15 protein-coding genes are annotated in these 16,475 nt (G+C 68.7%); 8 read left to right on the forward strand and 7 right to left on the reverse strand.

All coding sequences use genetic code 11. The annotated features are described in order from the left end of the window. Positions 1 to 52 precede the first annotated feature (52 nt). Positions 53 to 781 carry a hypothetical protein gene (locus tag QH196_RS12580; protein WP_280415952.1) on the forward strand — a complete coding sequence of 243 codons (729 nt, stop codon included), beginning with the start codon at positions 53 to 55 and terminating at the stop codon, positions 779 to 781. 106 nt (positions 782 to 887) lie between these two features. Here the strand turns inward: QH196_RS12580 and QH196_RS12585 are convergent, their stop codons facing one another. Beyond that, positions 888 to 1,952, reverse strand: coding sequence for a YeiH family protein (locus tag QH196_RS12585; protein WP_280415953.1), 1,065 nt, complete (start codon positions 1,950 to 1,952; stop codon positions 888 to 890). Positions 1,953 to 2,009: 57 nt separating this feature from the next. Between QH196_RS12585 and QH196_RS12590 the strand changes: the two genes are divergently transcribed. The 3 genes from QH196_RS12590 (at position 2,010) to QH196_RS12600 (ending at position 5,057) form a co-directional block, all read left to right on the forward strand. Beyond that, positions 2,010 to 2,915: a LysR family transcriptional regulator gene (locus tag QH196_RS12590; protein WP_280415954.1), complete on the forward strand. Its 906-nt coding sequence runs from the start codon at positions 2,010 to 2,012 to the stop codon at positions 2,913 to 2,915. 114 nt (positions 2,916 to 3,029) lie between these two features. After that, positions 3,030 to 3,881, forward strand: a complete 852-nt coding sequence (locus QH196_RS12595) for a crotonase/enoyl-CoA hydratase family protein (RefSeq protein WP_280415955.1) — start codon at positions 3,030 to 3,032, stop codon at positions 3,879 to 3,881. Between the two features lie 126 nt (positions 3,882 to 4,007). Then, complete coding sequence (locus QH196_RS12600; protein WP_280415956.1) at positions 4,008 to 5,057, forward strand: homogentisate 1,2-dioxygenase; 1,050 nt, start codon at positions 4,008 to 4,010, stop codon at positions 5,055 to 5,057. A gap of 81 nt (positions 5,058 to 5,138) precedes the next feature. Here QH196_RS12600 and QH196_RS12605 read toward each other — a convergent pair whose 3' ends face one another. Further along, positions 5,139 to 5,978: an alpha/beta hydrolase gene (locus tag QH196_RS12605; protein WP_280415957.1), complete on the reverse strand. Its 840-nt coding sequence runs from the start codon at positions 5,976 to 5,978 to the stop codon at positions 5,139 to 5,141. Between the two features lie 417 nt (positions 5,979 to 6,395). Here QH196_RS12605 and QH196_RS12610 point away from each other — a divergent pair, with 417 nt between their 5' ends. Further along, positions 6,396 to 7,616 carry an MFS transporter gene (locus QH196_RS12610; RefSeq protein ID WP_432279483.1) on the forward strand — a complete coding sequence of 407 codons (1,221 nt, stop codon included), beginning with the start codon at positions 6,396 to 6,398 and terminating at the stop codon, positions 7,614 to 7,616. Positions 7,617 to 7,646: 30 nt separating this feature from the next. Here the strand turns inward: QH196_RS12610 and QH196_RS12615 are convergent, their stop codons facing one another. The 5 genes from QH196_RS12615 to QH196_RS12635 form a co-directional block, all read right to left on the reverse strand. Next, the gene (locus QH196_RS12615; RefSeq protein ID WP_280415958.1) at positions 7,647 to 8,075 is read right to left on the reverse strand and encodes a DUF4440 domain-containing protein; all 429 of its coding nucleotides are present in this window, start codon (positions 8,073 to 8,075) and stop codon (positions 7,647 to 7,649) included. A gap of 172 nt (positions 8,076 to 8,247) precedes the next feature. Then, positions 8,248 to 9,603, reverse strand: coding sequence for an FAD-dependent oxidoreductase (locus tag QH196_RS12620; RefSeq protein ID WP_280415959.1), 1,356 nt, complete (start codon positions 9,601 to 9,603; stop codon positions 8,248 to 8,250). Positions 9,604 to 9,633: 30 nt separating this feature from the next. Further along, on the reverse strand, positions 9,634 to 10,461 hold the full coding sequence (locus tag QH196_RS12625) for an SDR family NAD(P)-dependent oxidoreductase (protein WP_280415960.1): 828 nt from the start codon (positions 10,459 to 10,461) through the stop codon (positions 9,634 to 9,636). Then, on the reverse strand, positions 10,458 to 11,501 hold the full coding sequence (locus tag QH196_RS12630) for an extracellular solute-binding protein (protein ID WP_280415961.1): 1,044 nt from the start codon (positions 11,499 to 11,501) through the stop codon (positions 10,458 to 10,460). The genes QH196_RS12625 and QH196_RS12630 overlap by 4 nt, the downstream gene beginning before the upstream one ends. Before the next feature lie 104 nt (positions 11,502 to 11,605). Beyond that, positions 11,606 to 13,549 carry an FAD-dependent oxidoreductase gene (locus QH196_RS12635; RefSeq protein WP_280415962.1) on the reverse strand — a complete coding sequence of 648 codons (1,944 nt, stop codon included), beginning with the start codon at positions 13,547 to 13,549 and terminating at the stop codon, positions 11,606 to 11,608. A 122-nt stretch (positions 13,550 to 13,671) separates the two neighbouring features. Between QH196_RS12635 and QH196_RS12640 the strand changes: the two genes are divergently transcribed. The 3 genes from QH196_RS12640 to QH196_RS12650 all read left to right on the forward strand — a co-directional run. Then, positions 13,672 to 14,709 (forward strand): ABC transporter substrate-binding protein, encoded by a 1,038-nt coding sequence (locus tag QH196_RS12640; protein ID WP_280415963.1) that lies wholly within the window; start codon positions 13,672 to 13,674, stop codon positions 14,707 to 14,709. Positions 14,710 to 14,749: 40 nt separating this feature from the next. Beyond that, on the forward strand, positions 14,750 to 15,532 hold the full coding sequence (locus QH196_RS12645) for an SDR family NAD(P)-dependent oxidoreductase (RefSeq protein WP_280415964.1): 783 nt from the start codon (positions 14,750 to 14,752) through the stop codon (positions 15,530 to 15,532). A 1-nt stretch (position 15,533) separates the two neighbouring features. Further along, positions 15,534 to 16,475: ABC transporter ATP-binding protein (locus tag QH196_RS12650; protein ID WP_280415965.1), on the forward strand; the 942-nt coding region annotated here is incomplete at its 3' end.

Genomic DNA, 16,475 nt, shown 5'->3' on the forward strand with positions numbered 1-16,475 from the left:
GCGCATTCCGGCGCCGACGGCCGCCTCGATATCAACCGATGAGGACACAACCATGAAACTCCGAACCAGTGTCGCTACCGCGGCTCTCGCGGTAGCGGCCCTCGGTGCCACCGCCGCCCCGGTCTCCGCGCAACCCGCACCGCGCGAACTCACCTACGAGATCACGCACTCCGGCGACAGCGCCGTGGTCGAAACGAACGGAAAGTGGCAGGTGGCGGGCGATCAGCTGATTCTGCAGGCCATCGACGACACGCTGCTCACCACGGTGCCGCTCACCTATCGCAAGGACAATATCGCCTACCCCATCGCCGCGAAGATCGACGGTGGCACAGCGGTACTCACCCCGCAGCGCGAGGGCGGTGTGCCGGTGGCGCCGGTGAGCGCACCCGTGGTCACCCCCGAACAGGCGGCCCAGGAAGTGGCCGAACAGTTCACACCCCGCGATATGCAGGCCCTGGGGGTATTCGCCCAGCGGGCGACGATGAGCGCGGCGATCGCCGGCGCGGTCGGCGCGGTGATCGGTGGCGGCCTGGGCTGTGTGCTCGGCGCCGCGACCGGTGCACTGGTATCCAGCCCCATCGCCCTGCTGCTGGTCCCGTTCGTCGGCGCCACCATCGGCGGCTGCGTCGCCGGTGCTGCGACCCTGGGTGCCGCCGGAGGCATCATCGGTGCGTTCCTGGTCGGTGGCCCGGTCGCTGTTTTCGCGGCCTTCCAGTACTTCTCGACCATCCTGTCCCCGTGCCCGCCGGAGCATCCGGCGTGCCGGCCGACGACCCCGTAATACGAACAGTGCGCGCTGCCCGTCCCAGTCCACCGGGACGGGCAGCGTGTTGTCGGCTCATATGCGGATTCCGGCTACGCCACCAGCGCGACGGTTGTCTCGCGGGTCATCGCCAGCCGGTGGACCACTGGAGGGCCAGCGCCGACACGGCCAGGACCACCGCGAGCACTCCGCCGAACAGCAGCGGCCGCGAGCCGGCCGACCGTAGCCGCCGCCAGGTGAGTGAGGTGCCGATCGCGGCGAGTACGGCGGCGACCAACCAGGAACTGAGGTCGGTGAGGTGCGCGGTCCAGGACGACGGCAGGGCGCCGGTTGCGGCGACGACCGAGGCGGCGAGGAACAGCACGACGAACAGGGGGATGGTGCGCCACAGGGGAGTCGTGGCGAGGTCGCCGGTGCCGGCGCGGCGGCCGGTGAAATGCAGGCCGACGCACAGCGGGACGATCATCAGGCTGCGCACCAGTTTCACGATCACCGCGAAGCTCGCGGCCACCGGCCCGAAAGCGATACCGGCAGCGAGTACGGACGAGGTGTCGTTGATCGCGGTCCCGGCCCACAGGCCGAACGCCTCCTCCGACATACCGAAGGCCCGGCCCAGCGGGGGATAGACGAGTACCGCGACGATATTGAAGACGAAGATGGTGCCGAGCGCGTAGGCGACGCGTTCGCGGTCCGGTTTCAGCACGGCGGTGGTGGCGGCGATGGCGGAGGCGCCGCAGATCGTGGTCCCGGCGGCGATCAGGATCACCGATTCGCGATGCAGCGCCAATGACCGGCCGACGATCAGCGCGGTCACCGCTCCCACACAGAGGGTCCCGAGCAGGACCACGGCGGTTTCACGCCCGACGGTGAATACCGCCCCCATCGGGAGGCCGAGCCCGAGTAGCAGGATCGCCGCGCCCAGCAGATGTTGCCGCGCCCAGGTCAGGCCCGGCCCGAACCGGCCCGAATCCGCTACCTGCGCCTCGGCGCGCATACCGAACACCGCACCGGCGGCCAGGGCGAGGACCGGCGCGCCCGCGACCGGCACCAGCGTGCCGAGCAGCGTGGCCACGGTCGCGAGGACGGCGGCGAGGCCGAGTCCCGGAATTCTGCGATACACCTCGTTCACCAGTCCGACCTTGTCGGACCCGGCCCGGTCCCGGTAGCGGGCGAATCCGCAGGAGGTCATAAGCGGAGCTGATGGGTGCCGGTCGGGCGTAGTGGCCGGCACCCCATAATCGACCCTGTGACCCTGCCACCCGGAACCCCCGACCTCGCCGTGCTGGACCTGCTGGTCTCGGTCGCGGATACGGGAAGTCTGGGGGCGGCGGCGCGCCGTCACGGCATGAGCCAGCCTGCGGCGAGTATGCGCATCAGCGCCCTCGAACGACGGATGCGCGTGCAGCTGCTCGACCGCGGCCCGACCGGTTCCACCCTCACCGATTCCGGCCGCACCGTGGTCGCCGCCGCGCGAACGGTGCTGGATGCGGCCCGGTCGTTCAACGACACCGTTGCCGCGCTGCACAGCACCGAGGCGCCGCGACTGCGTATCGCGGCCTCGAAAACCATCGCCGACCATCGGATTCCCCAGTGGCTGGCGGCGTTGCGCGCTATCCGGCCGGATATCGCGGTATCGCTGGAGGTGGACAACACCACGCATGTGGAAGCCATGGTGCGCGCGGGTGACGCCGACCTCGGCTTCGTAGAGGGGCCTCATCCGCCGCCGGACCTCGGTGGCCGGGCACTCGGCGCCGACGAGTTGCTGCTGGTGGTGGGACCGGCGCATCCGTGGGCCACCCGGACCACGCCGGTCTCGTTGCGCGAGCTGGTCGCGACACCGCTGCTGTGGCGCGAACCGGGCTCCGGTACCCGCGATACCGTCTGGGAAATCCTGAGTGGGTACGGCCCGCCGGCCCCGCCGGCCGCCGAACTGGGCTCCGCGGTCGCCATTGTCGCGGCCGCCCGGACCGGAATGGCCCCGGCGGTGCTCAGTTCGCTCGTCGCCGCACCCGAACTCGCGACCGGTGCCTTGCGCCGGGTGGCGCTCGCCGAGGCGGTGGTCCTCAACCGGCAGTTCCGGGTGATCTGGCGCCGCGCGACGCCACCGGCCGGTGCGGCGGATCTGCTCGTCCAGTGCGCCATCCGGACCTGAGCTGTCCTACGTCGCTTGGAACGCCGTAGTCCAAGTAGGCGTGGACTTCGTCAGATACGATGAAGCAACTCAATGCGACGGACTGTCCGGGACAGGCGTGGCATGCTGTCGCTTATGGCCGATATCCGCCTTGCTGTTTCCGATTCCGTTGCCACCATCACCCTGGACCGCCCGGCCCAGCTCAACGCATTCACCACCGCTATGGGCGAAGAGTTGATCGAGGCGTTCGACACCTGCGACCGCGACGACGGCGTGCGCGCGGTCATCGTCACCGGCGCCGGCCGGGCCTTCTGCGCCGGCGCCGACCTCTCCGCCGGTGGGCAGACCTTCGTCGCGCCGGAGGACGGGGACCCGGAAGCATTCCGCGACGGTGGTGGGGAAGTGGTGCTGCGGATGTTCGAATCGCGAAAACCCATTATCGCCGCCGTCAACGGGCCCGCCGTGGGCGTCGGTATCACCATGACCCTCGCCGCCGATTTCCGGCTGGCGGTCGAGGGCGCCCGGATCGGGTTCGTCTTCAACCGGCGCGGTATCGTCCCCGAATCCTGTTCCAGCTGGTTCCTGCCGCGACTGGTGTCGATGCAGAAGGCGCTGGACTGGGTGTATTCCGGCCGGCTCGTGGATGCGGCGGAAGCGTACGAGGCGGGGTTGTTCTACGGACTGTATTCGGCGGAAAGCCTGCTGGACGAGGCCGATGCCCTGGCCCGGCGCGTCACCGAGCATTCGGCGCCGGTGTCGGTGGGGTTGTCGCGGCAGATGCTGTGGCGCGGGCTGGGCGCCGATCATCCGATGATCGCGCACCGGGTCGAATCGCGTGGAATCCGCAGCCGCGGAGCCAGCGCCGATGCGCAGGAGGGTGTTTCGTCGTTCCTGGAGAAGCGGGCGGCGCAGTTCCCGGACAGCGTGCTGCGCGATACCCCCGATATCTTCGGGGCGGATCTGCCGGTGCCGCCGTTCCGGGGGTGACCCGGATTCGCCACGGCGAGTGTACTTTCGGTATCAGTTAACTCCGGAATAGTGAGTTCGCAAAAGTGCGCGGACACGGTGTCTCTTGTCTAGGATCTGTGGCACAACGATTTTCGGAGGTGCGCAATGCCGGACGAAGTCCTGGCGCCCAATATCGAGCTCTTCTCCCGTAACGGTTTCGCAGGCCCGAACACCACCATCGTCCGGGCCCAGTACCGGCCTCGCTTCCTGCGGGCCCGCGGCGAATACCTACCGCGTCGTTTCCACACCTGGGATCTACCGGACCAGGTATTCGCCGAACCCAAAGCCCTCCCGGTCGCGATCCTGGAGGGCGAGGGCATCGGATTCGAACTCAACCGCCGCGCCGCCGCTATGACCTTCGGTTACGTCAATGTCTGGGCCGACGAACTGCACTACATCGTTTCCGGGCGCGGTCGGCTCGATACCGAGGTCGGCACACTCGACGTCCGTGCGGGCGATTTCGTCCTCATCCCGCGTGCCGTCACCTACCGCTGGGGCGAAATCGCCGAAGAGATCAACGAATTCATCGTGGTCACCACCAGCGAGCTACGCCTGGACCCGGAGGGCGCACCCGCCACCTTCAACCCCGACCTCCACCTCGATCGCCCCGTCCCGCACGGCCGGCCCGGGCATCCGGTGGACGACGAGTACGAGATCGTGGTCCGCACCGGCGACAGGTTCACCTCCTACTTCTACGATGTCGACCCGATCCCGTGCCTCGATGTCATCGGCGCCCCGCTGGTGGTCCGGTTCAATATCGAGCATGTGCAGGGGCTCGGCGTCGCCCAGGGCGGACTCCCGCCCGCCCAGCTGATGAGCAGCACCTCCGGCCGCGATTTCGTCTTCGGTGTCGGTAGCCGGCACAGTGCCCGGCCACCGGTGCATCACAACGCCGATTTCGACGAGGTCATCTGCTACGGCATGGGCCCCTCGCCGTGGGGTTCGGTCGATACGCCCGGCACGATCACCTGGACCCCGAAGGGCATCCTGCACCAGGGCCCCGAAGAGAACGTGCAGCCCGGCTACCGCGCCTGGCTGCTGGAAACCCGGTCCTCGTTGACGATGACCCCGGCCGGCCGGGATATCGCGCATCTGATGGAAACCGACCGATACGGGGTCCATCCGGCCGAAGGGCAGCCGGTCACCGCGCGCTGAGCCGGGGTCCGGCCGGGCGCGGCACATAGGGGCCGGTGGGGGTACGACCCACCGGCTACTGCCGCGTTCGTGGCATCGAGGCTAACCGTTGCGCGCCGTCCGGCCGAGCCAGTCGAGGATCGTGTCGATTCCGGCACCGAAACCGGAGGAATCGGGACGGTCGAGGAAACCGTGGCGGGTGCCGGGGACGACGCGATGTTCGGCCGGCACCCCGGCCTCGGTGAGTTCACCGGCGAAGGCGGTACTCGACGCGCTCAGAGTGTCGTATGCGGCATCGAGCAGCAGAACCGGCGGCAGGCCCGCGAGTTTACCGCCGCCGGGGAAAACCTCCGGATCCGCGAGCAGTTCCGGCGACCCCACATAGTTGAGGTTCATCCGGCGGATCATGTGCGGTGTATAGGTGCCGATCCGGCGCCGACCCCGCACCCGTGCCCGGACGGAATCCGGCAGCGGCGGCAGTTCGGCGTGCAGGGTCGCGTAGGCGAGGATTATTCCGACCGGCACCTCCGCCGACCGGTCACGCAACCGCAGCGCGCCCGAGGCGGCCAGGCAGGCGCCCGCGCTCGCGCCACCGATCACGATCCGCCGTTCCTCGGCCATGAGGTCGGTGGCGGCGGTGAGGACATCGTCCAACGGCGCCGGGTAGCGGTTGCGCGAGGGACGCAGAACCGGGGGACCCCAGAGCCGGAACCGCGGCACCAGCGCATAGTCGACAGTGCGCACCCGCCTTCCGGCCGCGGCCACCCGCAACGCCACCGCATGGGATTCGTGCTGATCGAGTCCACCGGAGACGAACGCGCCCCCGTGGATCCACAGCAGCGGGTCGGCCGCCGGATCGGGGTCCGCAGGCATATACTCCCGGATCGAGACCGGTCCGCGGACTCCGTCGAGCGTCCGGTCCCGGACCTGGGGGTCGTTCATCCGCTGTCCTCATCCGTTCATCCGCTGTCCTCATCTATGGCATGCGAGCTCGGGAGGGCCGGAGATGCCCGGGAAATTCGCCCCTCGGTATCCGAGTCGACAGGCGCCGGATACCCCGCAGACCACGGCGATCGTATCGTCCGGACCGCCGAGCGGGCTGTGAGGTCGGTCGGCGACGGTCATGATCGGCACCGGTACGCGTACAGAGCTGCTGGATGCGGTCGGCGGACCGCCGAGCTCGGATCGCGCCCTCCGCGATCCAGTTCGCGTGCCGATACTGCCGAATCGCGCAGATCGCTGTGCACCGGGAAGCAACTCGCCGAGCCGGTACTCGACCGACGGATCCGGTAGCCCAGGTGGGCGAACTCACAGCCCGGATCAGGAAACCTGTCCCGGGACCACCTGTTGCACGAGAGCGTGACTTCTACCGCCACCGGCACGGCCACGACTCCGGGACCCTCTGCTCGCACCAGCTGGCATATCCCGGCGATGCTGGCGCTGGCGCTGGGCGGCTTCGGGATCGGCACCACCGAATTCGTGACGATGGGGCTGCTGCCCGATATCGCGGATGCGTTCACGGTGTCCGAGCCCACCGCCGGCCATGCTGTCTCTGCCTATGCGCTCGGGGTGGTGGTCGGCGCGCCGGTGATCGCGGCGGCGTGTGCCTCGGTGGCGCGGAAACGTCTTCTCGTCGCCCTCATGGTGGCGTTCACGGTCGGCAATCTGGCCTCGGCTTTCGCGCCGAACTTCGCGACGCTCGTCGTGGCGCGTTTCGTGGCCGGCCTGCCGCACGGCGCGTACTTCGGGGTCGCGTCGCTGGCCGCGGCCACACTGGCGCCGGCGGGACAGCGTGCGAAGGCGGTAGCGGCAGTGATGCTCGGGCTGAGCACCGCCAATGTCGTCGGTGTTCCCGCCGCGACCTGGCTCGGGCAGCATCTCGGCTGGCGCAGTGCGTTCGTTCTGGTCGGGGTGATCGGGGTGGCCACCATCGTGGCCCTGTTGCGCTACGTGCCTGCACTGACCGGGATCGCGATCACCAATCCGCTCACCGAACTGGGTGCACTACGTCGCCCGCAGGTGCTGCTCACGCTGGCCGTGGGCGCCATCGGCTTCGGCGGCATGTTCGCGGTCTACACGTATGTGAGCACGACTCTCACCGATGTGGCCGGCTTGAGCACCGGGCTGGTGCCGGTGGTGCTGATGCTGTTCGGCGTCGGCATGGTGCTGGGCAATATCATCGGCGGCGTACTCGCCGACGGTGGTGTGGACCGGTCGATCTTCCTGGCCATGGGCGCGATGATGGTGATCCTGACGGTGTTCGTGGCCGCCGCGCACAATCCCATCACCGCCGGGATCGGCGCGTTACTGGTCGGGGCGGCGGGCGCCGCCCTGGCACCCGGACTGCAGACCCGGCTCATGGACGTGGCCGCCGACGCGCAGACCCTGGCAGCGGCGCTCAACCACGCCGCCCTGAACATCGCGAACGCGGCCGGCGCCTGGCTCGGCGGGCTGGTGATCGCCGCGGGTTACGGCTACACGGCCCCCGCAGTGGTCGGTGCCGGTCTCGCTCTCCTGGGTGTCCTGCTCTTCACCGTCACGGTGTGGACGGCCCGGCGCCCAGCGGCATCGCGGGCCTGACAGCAGAACGCATCAGGGGAACCCGGGAAACTATTCCGGCTCGGCGACCGCTGTCTCGTGCACCGCGACCCAGTGGCAGGTCAGGTCCGGTTCGACGCGCAGCACCGCGGTGGTGCGGCGGTGGTCCTGCCCGGCAGCGTCCCGCTGGCTTTCGACGAAACGGACCACGGTGGTATCGCCCTCCGAGCGCAGTGTTTCGACCTCGGAGATCTCGATAACCAGTCCGGGGCGGCTGTGGCGCGCCCGGTGCAGCCCGGACAGCAGGTCGCGTTTGCGCACCACCGTGCCCGCGGCGGTGACCATCGAGAAGTCCTCGTCGTGCGCGGCGGCGAACCCGTCGAGGACACGCGGCGAGGCGGCCGAACCCAGCCAGGTCGCCAGCAGATCGTGGACCCGCTCGATTTCGGCCGCGATATCGAGTTCACCGGTGCGGCCGGGTGACCGGGAAGATTCCGTCATCCGAGCAGGATAGTGCGGCGACGGCCGGGAACGGACCATCGAGCCGGTTTCCGCGCGGCGGTCGACAGGCCCCGCCACGGAGGCCCGCGGGTGTCGATGGTTGTCCCGGTTGCCGATCGGCACATCGCCTGCGCTGGACCGCCCCTCATCGGCGGCCCAGCGCATTCGGTGCCTACCCGATGTTCGCCGCGGGCACGTTCGAACCGGCCTGCAGGTGTCCGGTCGCGGAATCCGCGGCGGCCAGACCGAAGACGAGTGCGGGGGCGATCCCGCCGGCGTAGGCATAGTGGTAGAGGCCACCGGTATCGGAACCCGCGGCGAAAAGCCCCGCGATCGTGCCACCGGCCGCGGACAGGACCCGTGCGGTGGCGTCGATGCGGATGCCGTGGAACGGGAAGGTCAGCGCTGGGCACGTTTCGATGATGTAGTACGGGCCCTTGTCCAGCGGCTCGGCATCATGGGTCCTGGTCGGACGGACCGCGGCACCGGCGGCATCGACCTGCCTGATCTGCTCGGCGACGGCGGCACCGTCGTATCCCCACTCCGGCGGCAGATAGGCGAAATCCTCCAGGGTCTCCGCGACACCGCAGCGGCCACCGCGGCGCTGGGTGAGCTCGAACTTGTCCACCGCGATCGCCCCCTCGACATAGCTGCCGAGGACCCACTCCCGGTAGACCCGTTCGTCGGCGACGAGTAGTCCACGGGATTCCGGCTGGTCGAGCAGGTGCATCGCGGTGAGGTGATCACCCTGGGTCTCGTCGGTGAAGCGCCGGTTGTCGAGGTTGAACAGCAGTGCGTGCTCGCTGTAGTACAGCGACAGCGCCACGAAATCGGCGGGATCGCGGAACGGTACCTGCGTCGGTACCAGATGGCCGTAGAAGCCGGAGCGAGTACTCCCGGTCGCGGCGCCCACGTTTTCGGCCAGGCGCAGACCGGCTCCCGCGCTCACCGGGTTGGAGCGCACCTGCATCTCGGCGGCGCGGGGATGGATGTGCTCGGCGACGAGTGCGCTATCGGCCTGGAACCCGCCGGTGGCGAGAACCACTGCGGCACTGTTTATCTCGAGCTCTGTGCCATCCGGCCTGCGTACTCGGGCGCCGGTTACCGTACCGTCGGTGGTGCGCAGGGCCAGAGTGTCCGTACCGGTGAACAGTTGCCCGCCGGCGCTCACCCGACGCCGGCATTCGTCGAGGTACTGGTTGGTGTCGAACTGGTGGCCGCGGCCGTAGCGCAGGATCGGCACCGCATCGGCGCAGTGCACGCCGAGTGCCCGGATCCATCCGATACCGTCGGCGAATCCGTCGACGAGTGCGTTGCGCAGCGCTGGGTCGCCGTTCGGGTTCACCTCGTCCATCACCGCCCGGTCGGGCGCGGTCCAGGCGTATCCGGCAAAGCGCGCCGAGCCGCCGACGGTCTCGGCCTTCTCGACCACCACGACCGAAGCGCCGCGGTCGAGCGAGCGCGCCGCGGCGGTGAGACCGGCCATACCCGCGCCGATCACCAGCACGTCGGTTTCGATCCTCTGCATTCTTGCTCCCTTGTTGCTCGATCCGGTGATTCAGACGGTGAACCGGCCGCCGTTGCTCAACAGCACCGCGCCCACGACATTGGCGGCGGAGGGTGCGGCGAGATACAGGATGTTGTCGGCCAATTCCTCGGCGGTGGCGTAACCGCGGGCGGCGCCCTCGGACATGGCGGCGCGCAGATGCGGCGGCGTGCGCTGGGCCATCCCCGTATCGACCGGACCCGGCGCGACGGTGTTCACCCGGATCCCGAGATGCGCCACCTCTTTCGCCACCGACTGGCTGAGCGCGTGCACACCGGCCTTGGACGCTGCATAGTGCGGATAGCCGGCCAGGGTGTCGAACGCCGCGGACGAGCCCACGGTGACGATCGCACCGCCGCCGGTGCCCTGCATCGCGCGGACCGCGGCGCGCAGGACGTGGAAGGTACCGTCCAGATTGATCGAGAGGATACGCCGCCAGTCGGTGTCCTCGAGGTGGGTGAGGACCTCCGGCGGCCGGTTCTGGTCGGCTGCCTCGTAGATGCGCTGCTTACTGCGCGGATCGTCGACACCGGCCGCGTGGACCACGATATCGATCCGGCCGTGCTCGGCCAGCGCTGCCGCGAAGGCCCGATCGACCTGCGCCGAATCGGCCACATCCAGTTCGACCGGGACGCCGCCCACGATATCGGCCGCTACCGTGGCAACTGCCCGCCGGTCGATATCGCAGAGGTGCACGGCCTTCGCACCGCGCCGTGCGAGCAGCCGCGCGGTGGCGGCACCGATCCCCGATCCGGCGCCGGTCACCAGCGCCACCTTCCCGTCGAACTGCTGTTCCGGCACGGCTGTCTCCTCGTGTGTAGTGGTGGGATCGGTGCTCACTGGAAGATGTTTTCCCAGTCGTTGCGGTACTTTTCGGCGCCTTCGCCGACGGTCACCTCGAGGTTCTGGTCGGGAATGTCCTGCGCCACCGCCAGCGACCCCTCGATACCGGGCAGGACAGACCCGTATCCGGGTGACGTCGCCTGCTGGCCGGACCGGCTCACCATGAAGTCCGCGAGTACCTGCGCGGCATTGGGGTGCGGGGCCGAACCCAGGGCGAGGCCGTACCAGCGCGCACCCCACACCGCCGGTCCGGCGGTCCAGCCGACGGGCGCGCCGGCGGCCTGTTCGGGCAGCATCGGGTTGCACATCAGCGCGGCCACGATTTCGCCGGAGGCCAGTGCCTGCCCGAGTGGTTGTGAGCTCGGGTAGATACGCGGCGAGTTCTGCGCGAGCCGGTCGAGGAATTCGCGGCCGCCGTAGTGCTCCTCGATATGGTCGTAGTAGTCGATGTAGGTCGGCGAGGTGGCCGGGGTGACGATCCCGACCTTGCCTTTCAGCGCCGGGTCGAGCAGATCGTGGGCTGTCCGGATGCCCTTGGGGTATGCGGCGGTGTTCCAGCCGAATCCGAGGACCACCGCGCCCTCGAGGAAGAACTTTCCGTCGACAACACTGTCGGCGCGCCGGTACTCGGGCGCGTCGAACGCGGGGCCGATCACCTCCACCGCCTTGTCGGTGTCTGCGGCTGCCTGCATCCAGGCGGCATCGGTGATCACCGCGATATCCCCGGCGCCCTTGCCCGTGCGGGCTTCGATATCGACGCGGAAGAGCAGATCGGAGTCCACGCCCCGGACCACGGTCAGATCGATACGAGGATAAGCCTTTTCGAAGGCCCGCTCGAGATCCGCAAGCACCGGTTGCGCTTGGGTCGAGTAGATCGTGACGGAGCCCTCTTCGTTCGCCGCCGCCACCACCTCGTCCCACGATCCGGAGACCGGCCGGGACACCGCGGTGGAGCCACCGCATCCGGCGAGAGTCAGGGTGATCGCTCCCAGCACCGCTGCCGTCCCCAGAACCCTCGTTCGAAGGGTTTTCCGCATACTTACCTCATCCTTTCTGTGGCGGACGGCCCGTGCCCGATCGGAGATTCCCGGGTCCGCCCGCCGGTCACGCCGGTGGCCGGCGTAGTTCGGTGGGGCTCCGGTCACCCGGCCGGTGCGTGTACCTGCGCGCTTTCGAGAATCGCTGCCGCGGCCGCGTATCCTTCGGCGACAGCGTGCGATACCCGCCGGGGGACGAGGGCGTCGCCGATGACCTGCACTCTGGCCTGCGGTAGCTGCTCCGGGAAGGGGCGCCAGTCGGTGGCGAGCCGTTCACCCACGACCACCACCCGATCGCAGGCCAGCTCACGCAACTCACCCGACAACGCGTTGCGGTAGCCGACGATGGTGCCCGGTCCGCCGTCGCGCACCTCGGCCGATGCGGCCTGGACGATGAAATCCACCGGGCGGCCCGCCAGCCGGCGCAGCAATTGCACCCGGCTTTCCGCCGGTATCCCCGCCGCGATCGCCTGGCCCGGGACCAGCACGGTGACCCGGCCGGCGCCTCCGGCCAGCGCCGCTTCCACGGCGCCGAGCGCGGGCCAGTAGCCGAACCCGTCGTCGACCACCACCACATGGTTGCCGGGCCAGATCTGCCGCGGATCGGTGAGGACCGAGGTGGTCGTCACGGCGTGGGGTGTTGCGGTCTCGGTGGCGCCGGTCGCCACGATGATCTCGTCGAAATCGGTGAGATCCGCCGGCGATACCCGGTGTCCCAGTTCTGTCCGGACACCGTCCAGGTTGTCCTGGTAGTAACGCAACAGCGCCGACCAGCCTGTCCGGTTCGGTGCCTGCGCGGCGGTGCTCAGCTGGCCGCCGATCCGGGGCTTCGCGTCGAAGAGGGTGACGTTGTGCGATGGTGCCAGCCGGAGGGCGGCTTCCAGGCCCGCCGGTCCGGCGCCGACGACGGCGACCCGACCCGCTCGGTCGCGCGATCGGCCGAAGCGTAAGGGCCGCGCCGGGCGGGCCGAGTGGCCGGGCGGCGCCAAGACCGGGTTCACCGTGCACAGCAATACCGGGGTGAATGAGCGGCAGTCCTCGTTACAGGACACGCAGGGCCGTATCCGGGAGTCCTCGCCGCGCAGGAGTTTCGCCGCGATATCCGGGTCGGCGATGAAGGGCCGCGCCATCCCGACCAGGTCCGCGCCTGCGGCGAGGGCACCTTCGATATCCGGTCGCGACCGGAACGCCTGGGAAACCAGCAACGGCCGGGTGGTTGCCGCGCGAAGCCGCTCCACCAGCGGTAGCAGCGGCGGTTCGGCGGTGGCCATATCGCGGACGTAGGTGGTGCGCACGCCCGCCGTGACATTGAGATAGCCGAACATATCCAGTAGCGGTAGTAGTTCGCACAGACCGTCGGCATCCAGTCCCGCCTCCTCGGCGCCGTCGATCGAAAGTCGCACGCCGACAACGAGACCGGGGCATGTTCGGGTGATGGCGGCGTGCAGCCGGTGCAGTATCAGGACCCGGTCGGCGCAGGTGGCGGCATCGGCCCGGATGTTCGTTACCGGGGAGAGGAACTGCGCCAGCAGGTATCCATGGGCGGCGTGCAGTTCCACCGCCGCGAACCCCGCTTCGGCGGCATGGCGGGAACTGCGGACGAAATCGGCGATCACCCGGTCGATATCGCTGTCCGACAGCACCCGTGCGCGGACCGGTTCGCGCGGTGACCGGATCGCCGACGGTGCGATCGGATGTTCCCAGATCTCGGCGCCCAGGGTCTCGCGTCCCAGATGTACGAGCTGGCAGACCGGTATCGCGCCGCCTTCGGCGATCGCCCGTGCGCGCCGGCGCAACCCGGGAACCGCGTCCGGCAGGGAGGCGTCGGTGATGTTTCCTGTCCGGTTGCCGGAGTCCGATCCGGCCACCGTTCCGCCCGCGATCACCATGGCCGCACCTCCGGTCCCGCAGCGGCGCCAGTAGTCGTCGTCGCCGTGCTGGGCAGTGCCGGCGCTGACCACGCCGGAGCCGTGTGCGGTCGCTACCAGGCGATTGCGCAGCTCGAGGCCGCCTATCCGCAGTGGGGACGACAGGAGAGGGGAGACCAAAAGTTCCTCCTTGAACTGGATTCACTTCATATTATTGCCACAAGGTGATTGACACCACAATGGGTATGGCATAGTTTCAAACTGACATCAGTTCAGTTCTGCGGGATGTGGGTATTCGCACTATGAAGTTGCTGTTCCAGGCCACGGCGGCCGTCGCGGCCCTCGCCGTCACCTCCGTCCTCACCGCCTGTGGGGCGAGCCCCGGAACGACGGCCCCGGTATCGGGCACATGGGACGAAGTAATCGCCGCCGCCGAGAGCGAGGGCAGCGTCCTGCTCTACTCGAGCCAGAAACCGGCCAATCTCGAACGGCTGGAGAAGGCCTTCGAAACGGCCTATCCCCGGATCGATCTGGAATTCGTCCGGGGCACCGACGCCGATATCAATCCCCGCGTGGAAACCGAGAACCGGACCGGCCGCGGAACCGCGGACGTCCATATGCTCACCGACGCCACCTGGATCTCCAACGCCGCCCAATCGGGCAACTATTCGACCGAACTGGTCGGGCCGAATGTGCGAGCACCGGAATACCGGCCGGAGAGCAGTGTGCTGGAAAACCGGTTCGCGCTCAGCAGCGCGGCCGTCTTCGCCCTGGGCTGGAACACCGAGGCAGTGCCCGGCGGCCTGGCCTCACCGCGCGACATCCTCGACCCGAAATACACCGGCAAGATCGGCATCGTCAACCCGACCGGTATCGCGTCCTACGTCGATCTCTACCGGTATTACGCCGACACCTACGGCGCCGACTACTGGGAGCGGATGGCCGAGCTGAAACCCCGGATATATCCGAGCGCACTCGGTATCGCACAGGCCCTGACCTCGGGCGAGATCGCGGTGACCCCGTCGGTGCAGCCGCTGGTGACCGAGGTGGCCGCAGGCGCACCGGTCGACTGGGCCCTGCCACCGCAACCGTGGGGAACACCCTGGTACAGCCACGTGGTGAGTGTCGCGCCGCATCCGAATGCCGCCCAGGTGCTGGTCGATTTCCTGGCGACTCGCGAGGGACAGACGGCGCTCAACGACGGCTACGCCGCGGCGCTGCCCGATATCCCGGGCGCCGTTGTGCAGGCGCAGGATATCGCCGCACCAGATACCCGCGATCTGACACCGGACAAGGTCGCGCAGTACTCCCAGGAATGGGCCCGGCGCTTCCAGAGCTGATCCGGCCCCACCGTTCCCGATACATCGACGAAGGATAGGCATGGACGATACGGCCGAGCCCTGGCACGGCACCCACGTACTGGTGACCGGGGCATCCGGGGGGATAGGCGGCGCGACCGCCGAACTGTTCGTCGCACAGGGCGCGACGGTCTACCTCACCGATATCGACGATATCGCCGGCCGGGAACGCGCGCGAGCGCTGGGTCCGCGGGCCCACTACCACCACCTCGACGTCACCGACGAAGCCGGCTGGCAGGCGGTGGCCCGCGCGATGCAGCAGTCCGGGCACCGAATGAATGTGCTGGTCAACAGTGCCGGAACCGCAATGAAAGCGACGCTGGCGCAGACCACGCTCGACGAGTTCCGCCGGATGATCGACCAGCACCTGGTCGGGACATTCCTGGGATTGCGCACCGCGGCCGCGGCGATGACCGCGGGCGGTTCGGTCGTCAACATCTCATCGCTGCGCGGTGTCCTGGCCACCGCCGAACTCGGGGCCTACGGCGCCGCCAAATCCGGTGTGCGCGCATTGACGAAGGTTGCCGCACTGGAACTGGCCGAACAGGGTGTCCGGGTGAATTCGGTATGCCCCGGCAGTATCACCACCGAGATCACCGCGGCACCCGGCTTCGCCGCCGACGACGTAGCGGCGTATGTCCGCAGTATTCCGATGCAGCGCCGGGGCGCCCCCGCCGAAGTCGCGTCGGTGATCGCGTTCCTGGCCGGCAGTGCGAGCAGCTATGTCACCGGAACCGATCTTCTCGTCGACGGCGGCACCGCCGCCGGCGTCCGCACTCCGAAACTCTCGACCCAGAAGGCATGAGATGACGTCGCAATTCACCGTTTCCGGCCTCACCAAAACCTACGGCAGCAACGTTGTCGTCGACCGGCTCGACCTCACCATCGAGGAGGGCGAATTCCTGGTGCTGCTCGGTCCGAGCGGGTGCGGGAAGACCACGACGCTGCGTTGTCTCGCGGGGCTGGAAACACCCCAGGACGGTGCGATCGCATTCAAGGACCGGCCCGTTTTCGATGCCGGCTCCCGGCTGAATGTGCCCGCGCATAAACGCAATATCGGGATGGTTTTCCAGTCCTACGCGCTGTGGCCGCATATGACCGTCCGCAACAATATCCGCTACCCGCTGAAGGTGCGGAAGATGAAAGAAGCCGTCGCCGAGGGCGCGGTGGAGGCTGCCGCCGAGATGGTCGATTGCGGGGCCTTGCTCGACCGGTATCCGTCGCAACTCAGCGGCGGGCAGCAACAGCGCGTGGCTGTCGCCCGCGGTCTGGTGGCGCGGCCCGATCTGGTGCTGTTCGACGAACCGCTGAGCAATCTCGACGCCCGGCTACGCGATCAGGTGCGCACCCAGATCCACCAGTTGCATCAAAAACTCGGATTCACCGCGGTATTCGTCACCCATGACCAGTCCGAGGCCTTCGCCCTGGGCGACCGGCTCGCCATCATGAAGGCCGGCAAGATCGAACAGTACGATGCGCCCGAACAGGTCTTCGAGAATCCGGTATCGGACTATGTCGCCGCCTTCATCGGGATGAGCAACAAGCTGTCGCTGCGGCGCGGGCACGACGGCTGGGAGACCTCCGCCGGCGACCCGATCGACCTCACGCATGCCGTGGTGCGCGCTTACGCGGGCCGGCCCACCCCCCCCGGGGGCCGGGTGCGGGCCGCCGATGTGGTGTTTAACGCCCGGGGCGGTGTGGTGGCGCGGGGCAATGTAGCCCAGCCCGCCCCACAGGTGACCTACGAG

The sequence above is a fragment of the Nocardia carnea genome (assembly GCF_029868325.1).
GTDB lineage: Bacteria > Actinomycetota > Actinomycetes > Mycobacteriales > Mycobacteriaceae > Nocardia > Nocardia carnea_C.

What these genes read in the sequence shown, in the direction of transcription:
- QH196_RS12580 (WP_280415952.1), top strand. Translation starts at nt 53, where the DNA reads ATGAAACTCCGAACCAGTGTCGCTACCGCGGCTCTCGCGGTAGCGGCC.
- QH196_RS12585 (WP_280415953.1), bottom strand. Translation starts at nt 1,952, where the DNA reads ATGACCTCCTGCGGATTCGCCCGCTACCGGGACCGGGCCGGGTCCGAC.
- QH196_RS12595 (WP_280415955.1), top strand. Translation starts at nt 3,030, where the DNA reads ATGGCCGATATCCGCCTTGCTGTTTCCGATTCCGTTGCCACCATCACC.
- QH196_RS12600 (WP_280415956.1), top strand. Translation starts at nt 4,008, where the DNA reads ATGCCGGACGAAGTCCTGGCGCCCAATATCGAGCTCTTCTCCCGTAAC.
- QH196_RS12605 (WP_280415957.1), bottom strand. Translation starts at nt 5,978, where the DNA reads ATGAACGACCCCCAGGTCCGGGACCGGACGCTCGACGGAGTCCGCGGA.
- QH196_RS12615 (WP_280415958.1), bottom strand. Translation starts at nt 8,075, where the DNA reads ATGACGGAATCTTCCCGGTCACCCGGCCGCACCGGTGAACTCGATATC.
- QH196_RS12620 (WP_280415959.1), bottom strand. Translation starts at nt 9,603, where the DNA reads ATGCAGAGGATCGAAACCGACGTGCTGGTGATCGGCGCGGGTATGGCC.
- QH196_RS12630 (WP_280415961.1), bottom strand. Translation starts at nt 11,501, where the DNA reads ATGCGGAAAACCCTTCGAACGAGGGTTCTGGGGACGGCAGCGGTGCTG.
- QH196_RS12640 (WP_280415963.1), top strand. Translation starts at nt 13,672, where the DNA reads ATGAAGTTGCTGTTCCAGGCCACGGCGGCCGTCGCGGCCCTCGCCGTC.
- QH196_RS12645 (WP_280415964.1), top strand. Translation starts at nt 14,750, where the DNA reads ATGGACGATACGGCCGAGCCCTGGCACGGCACCCACGTACTGGTGACC.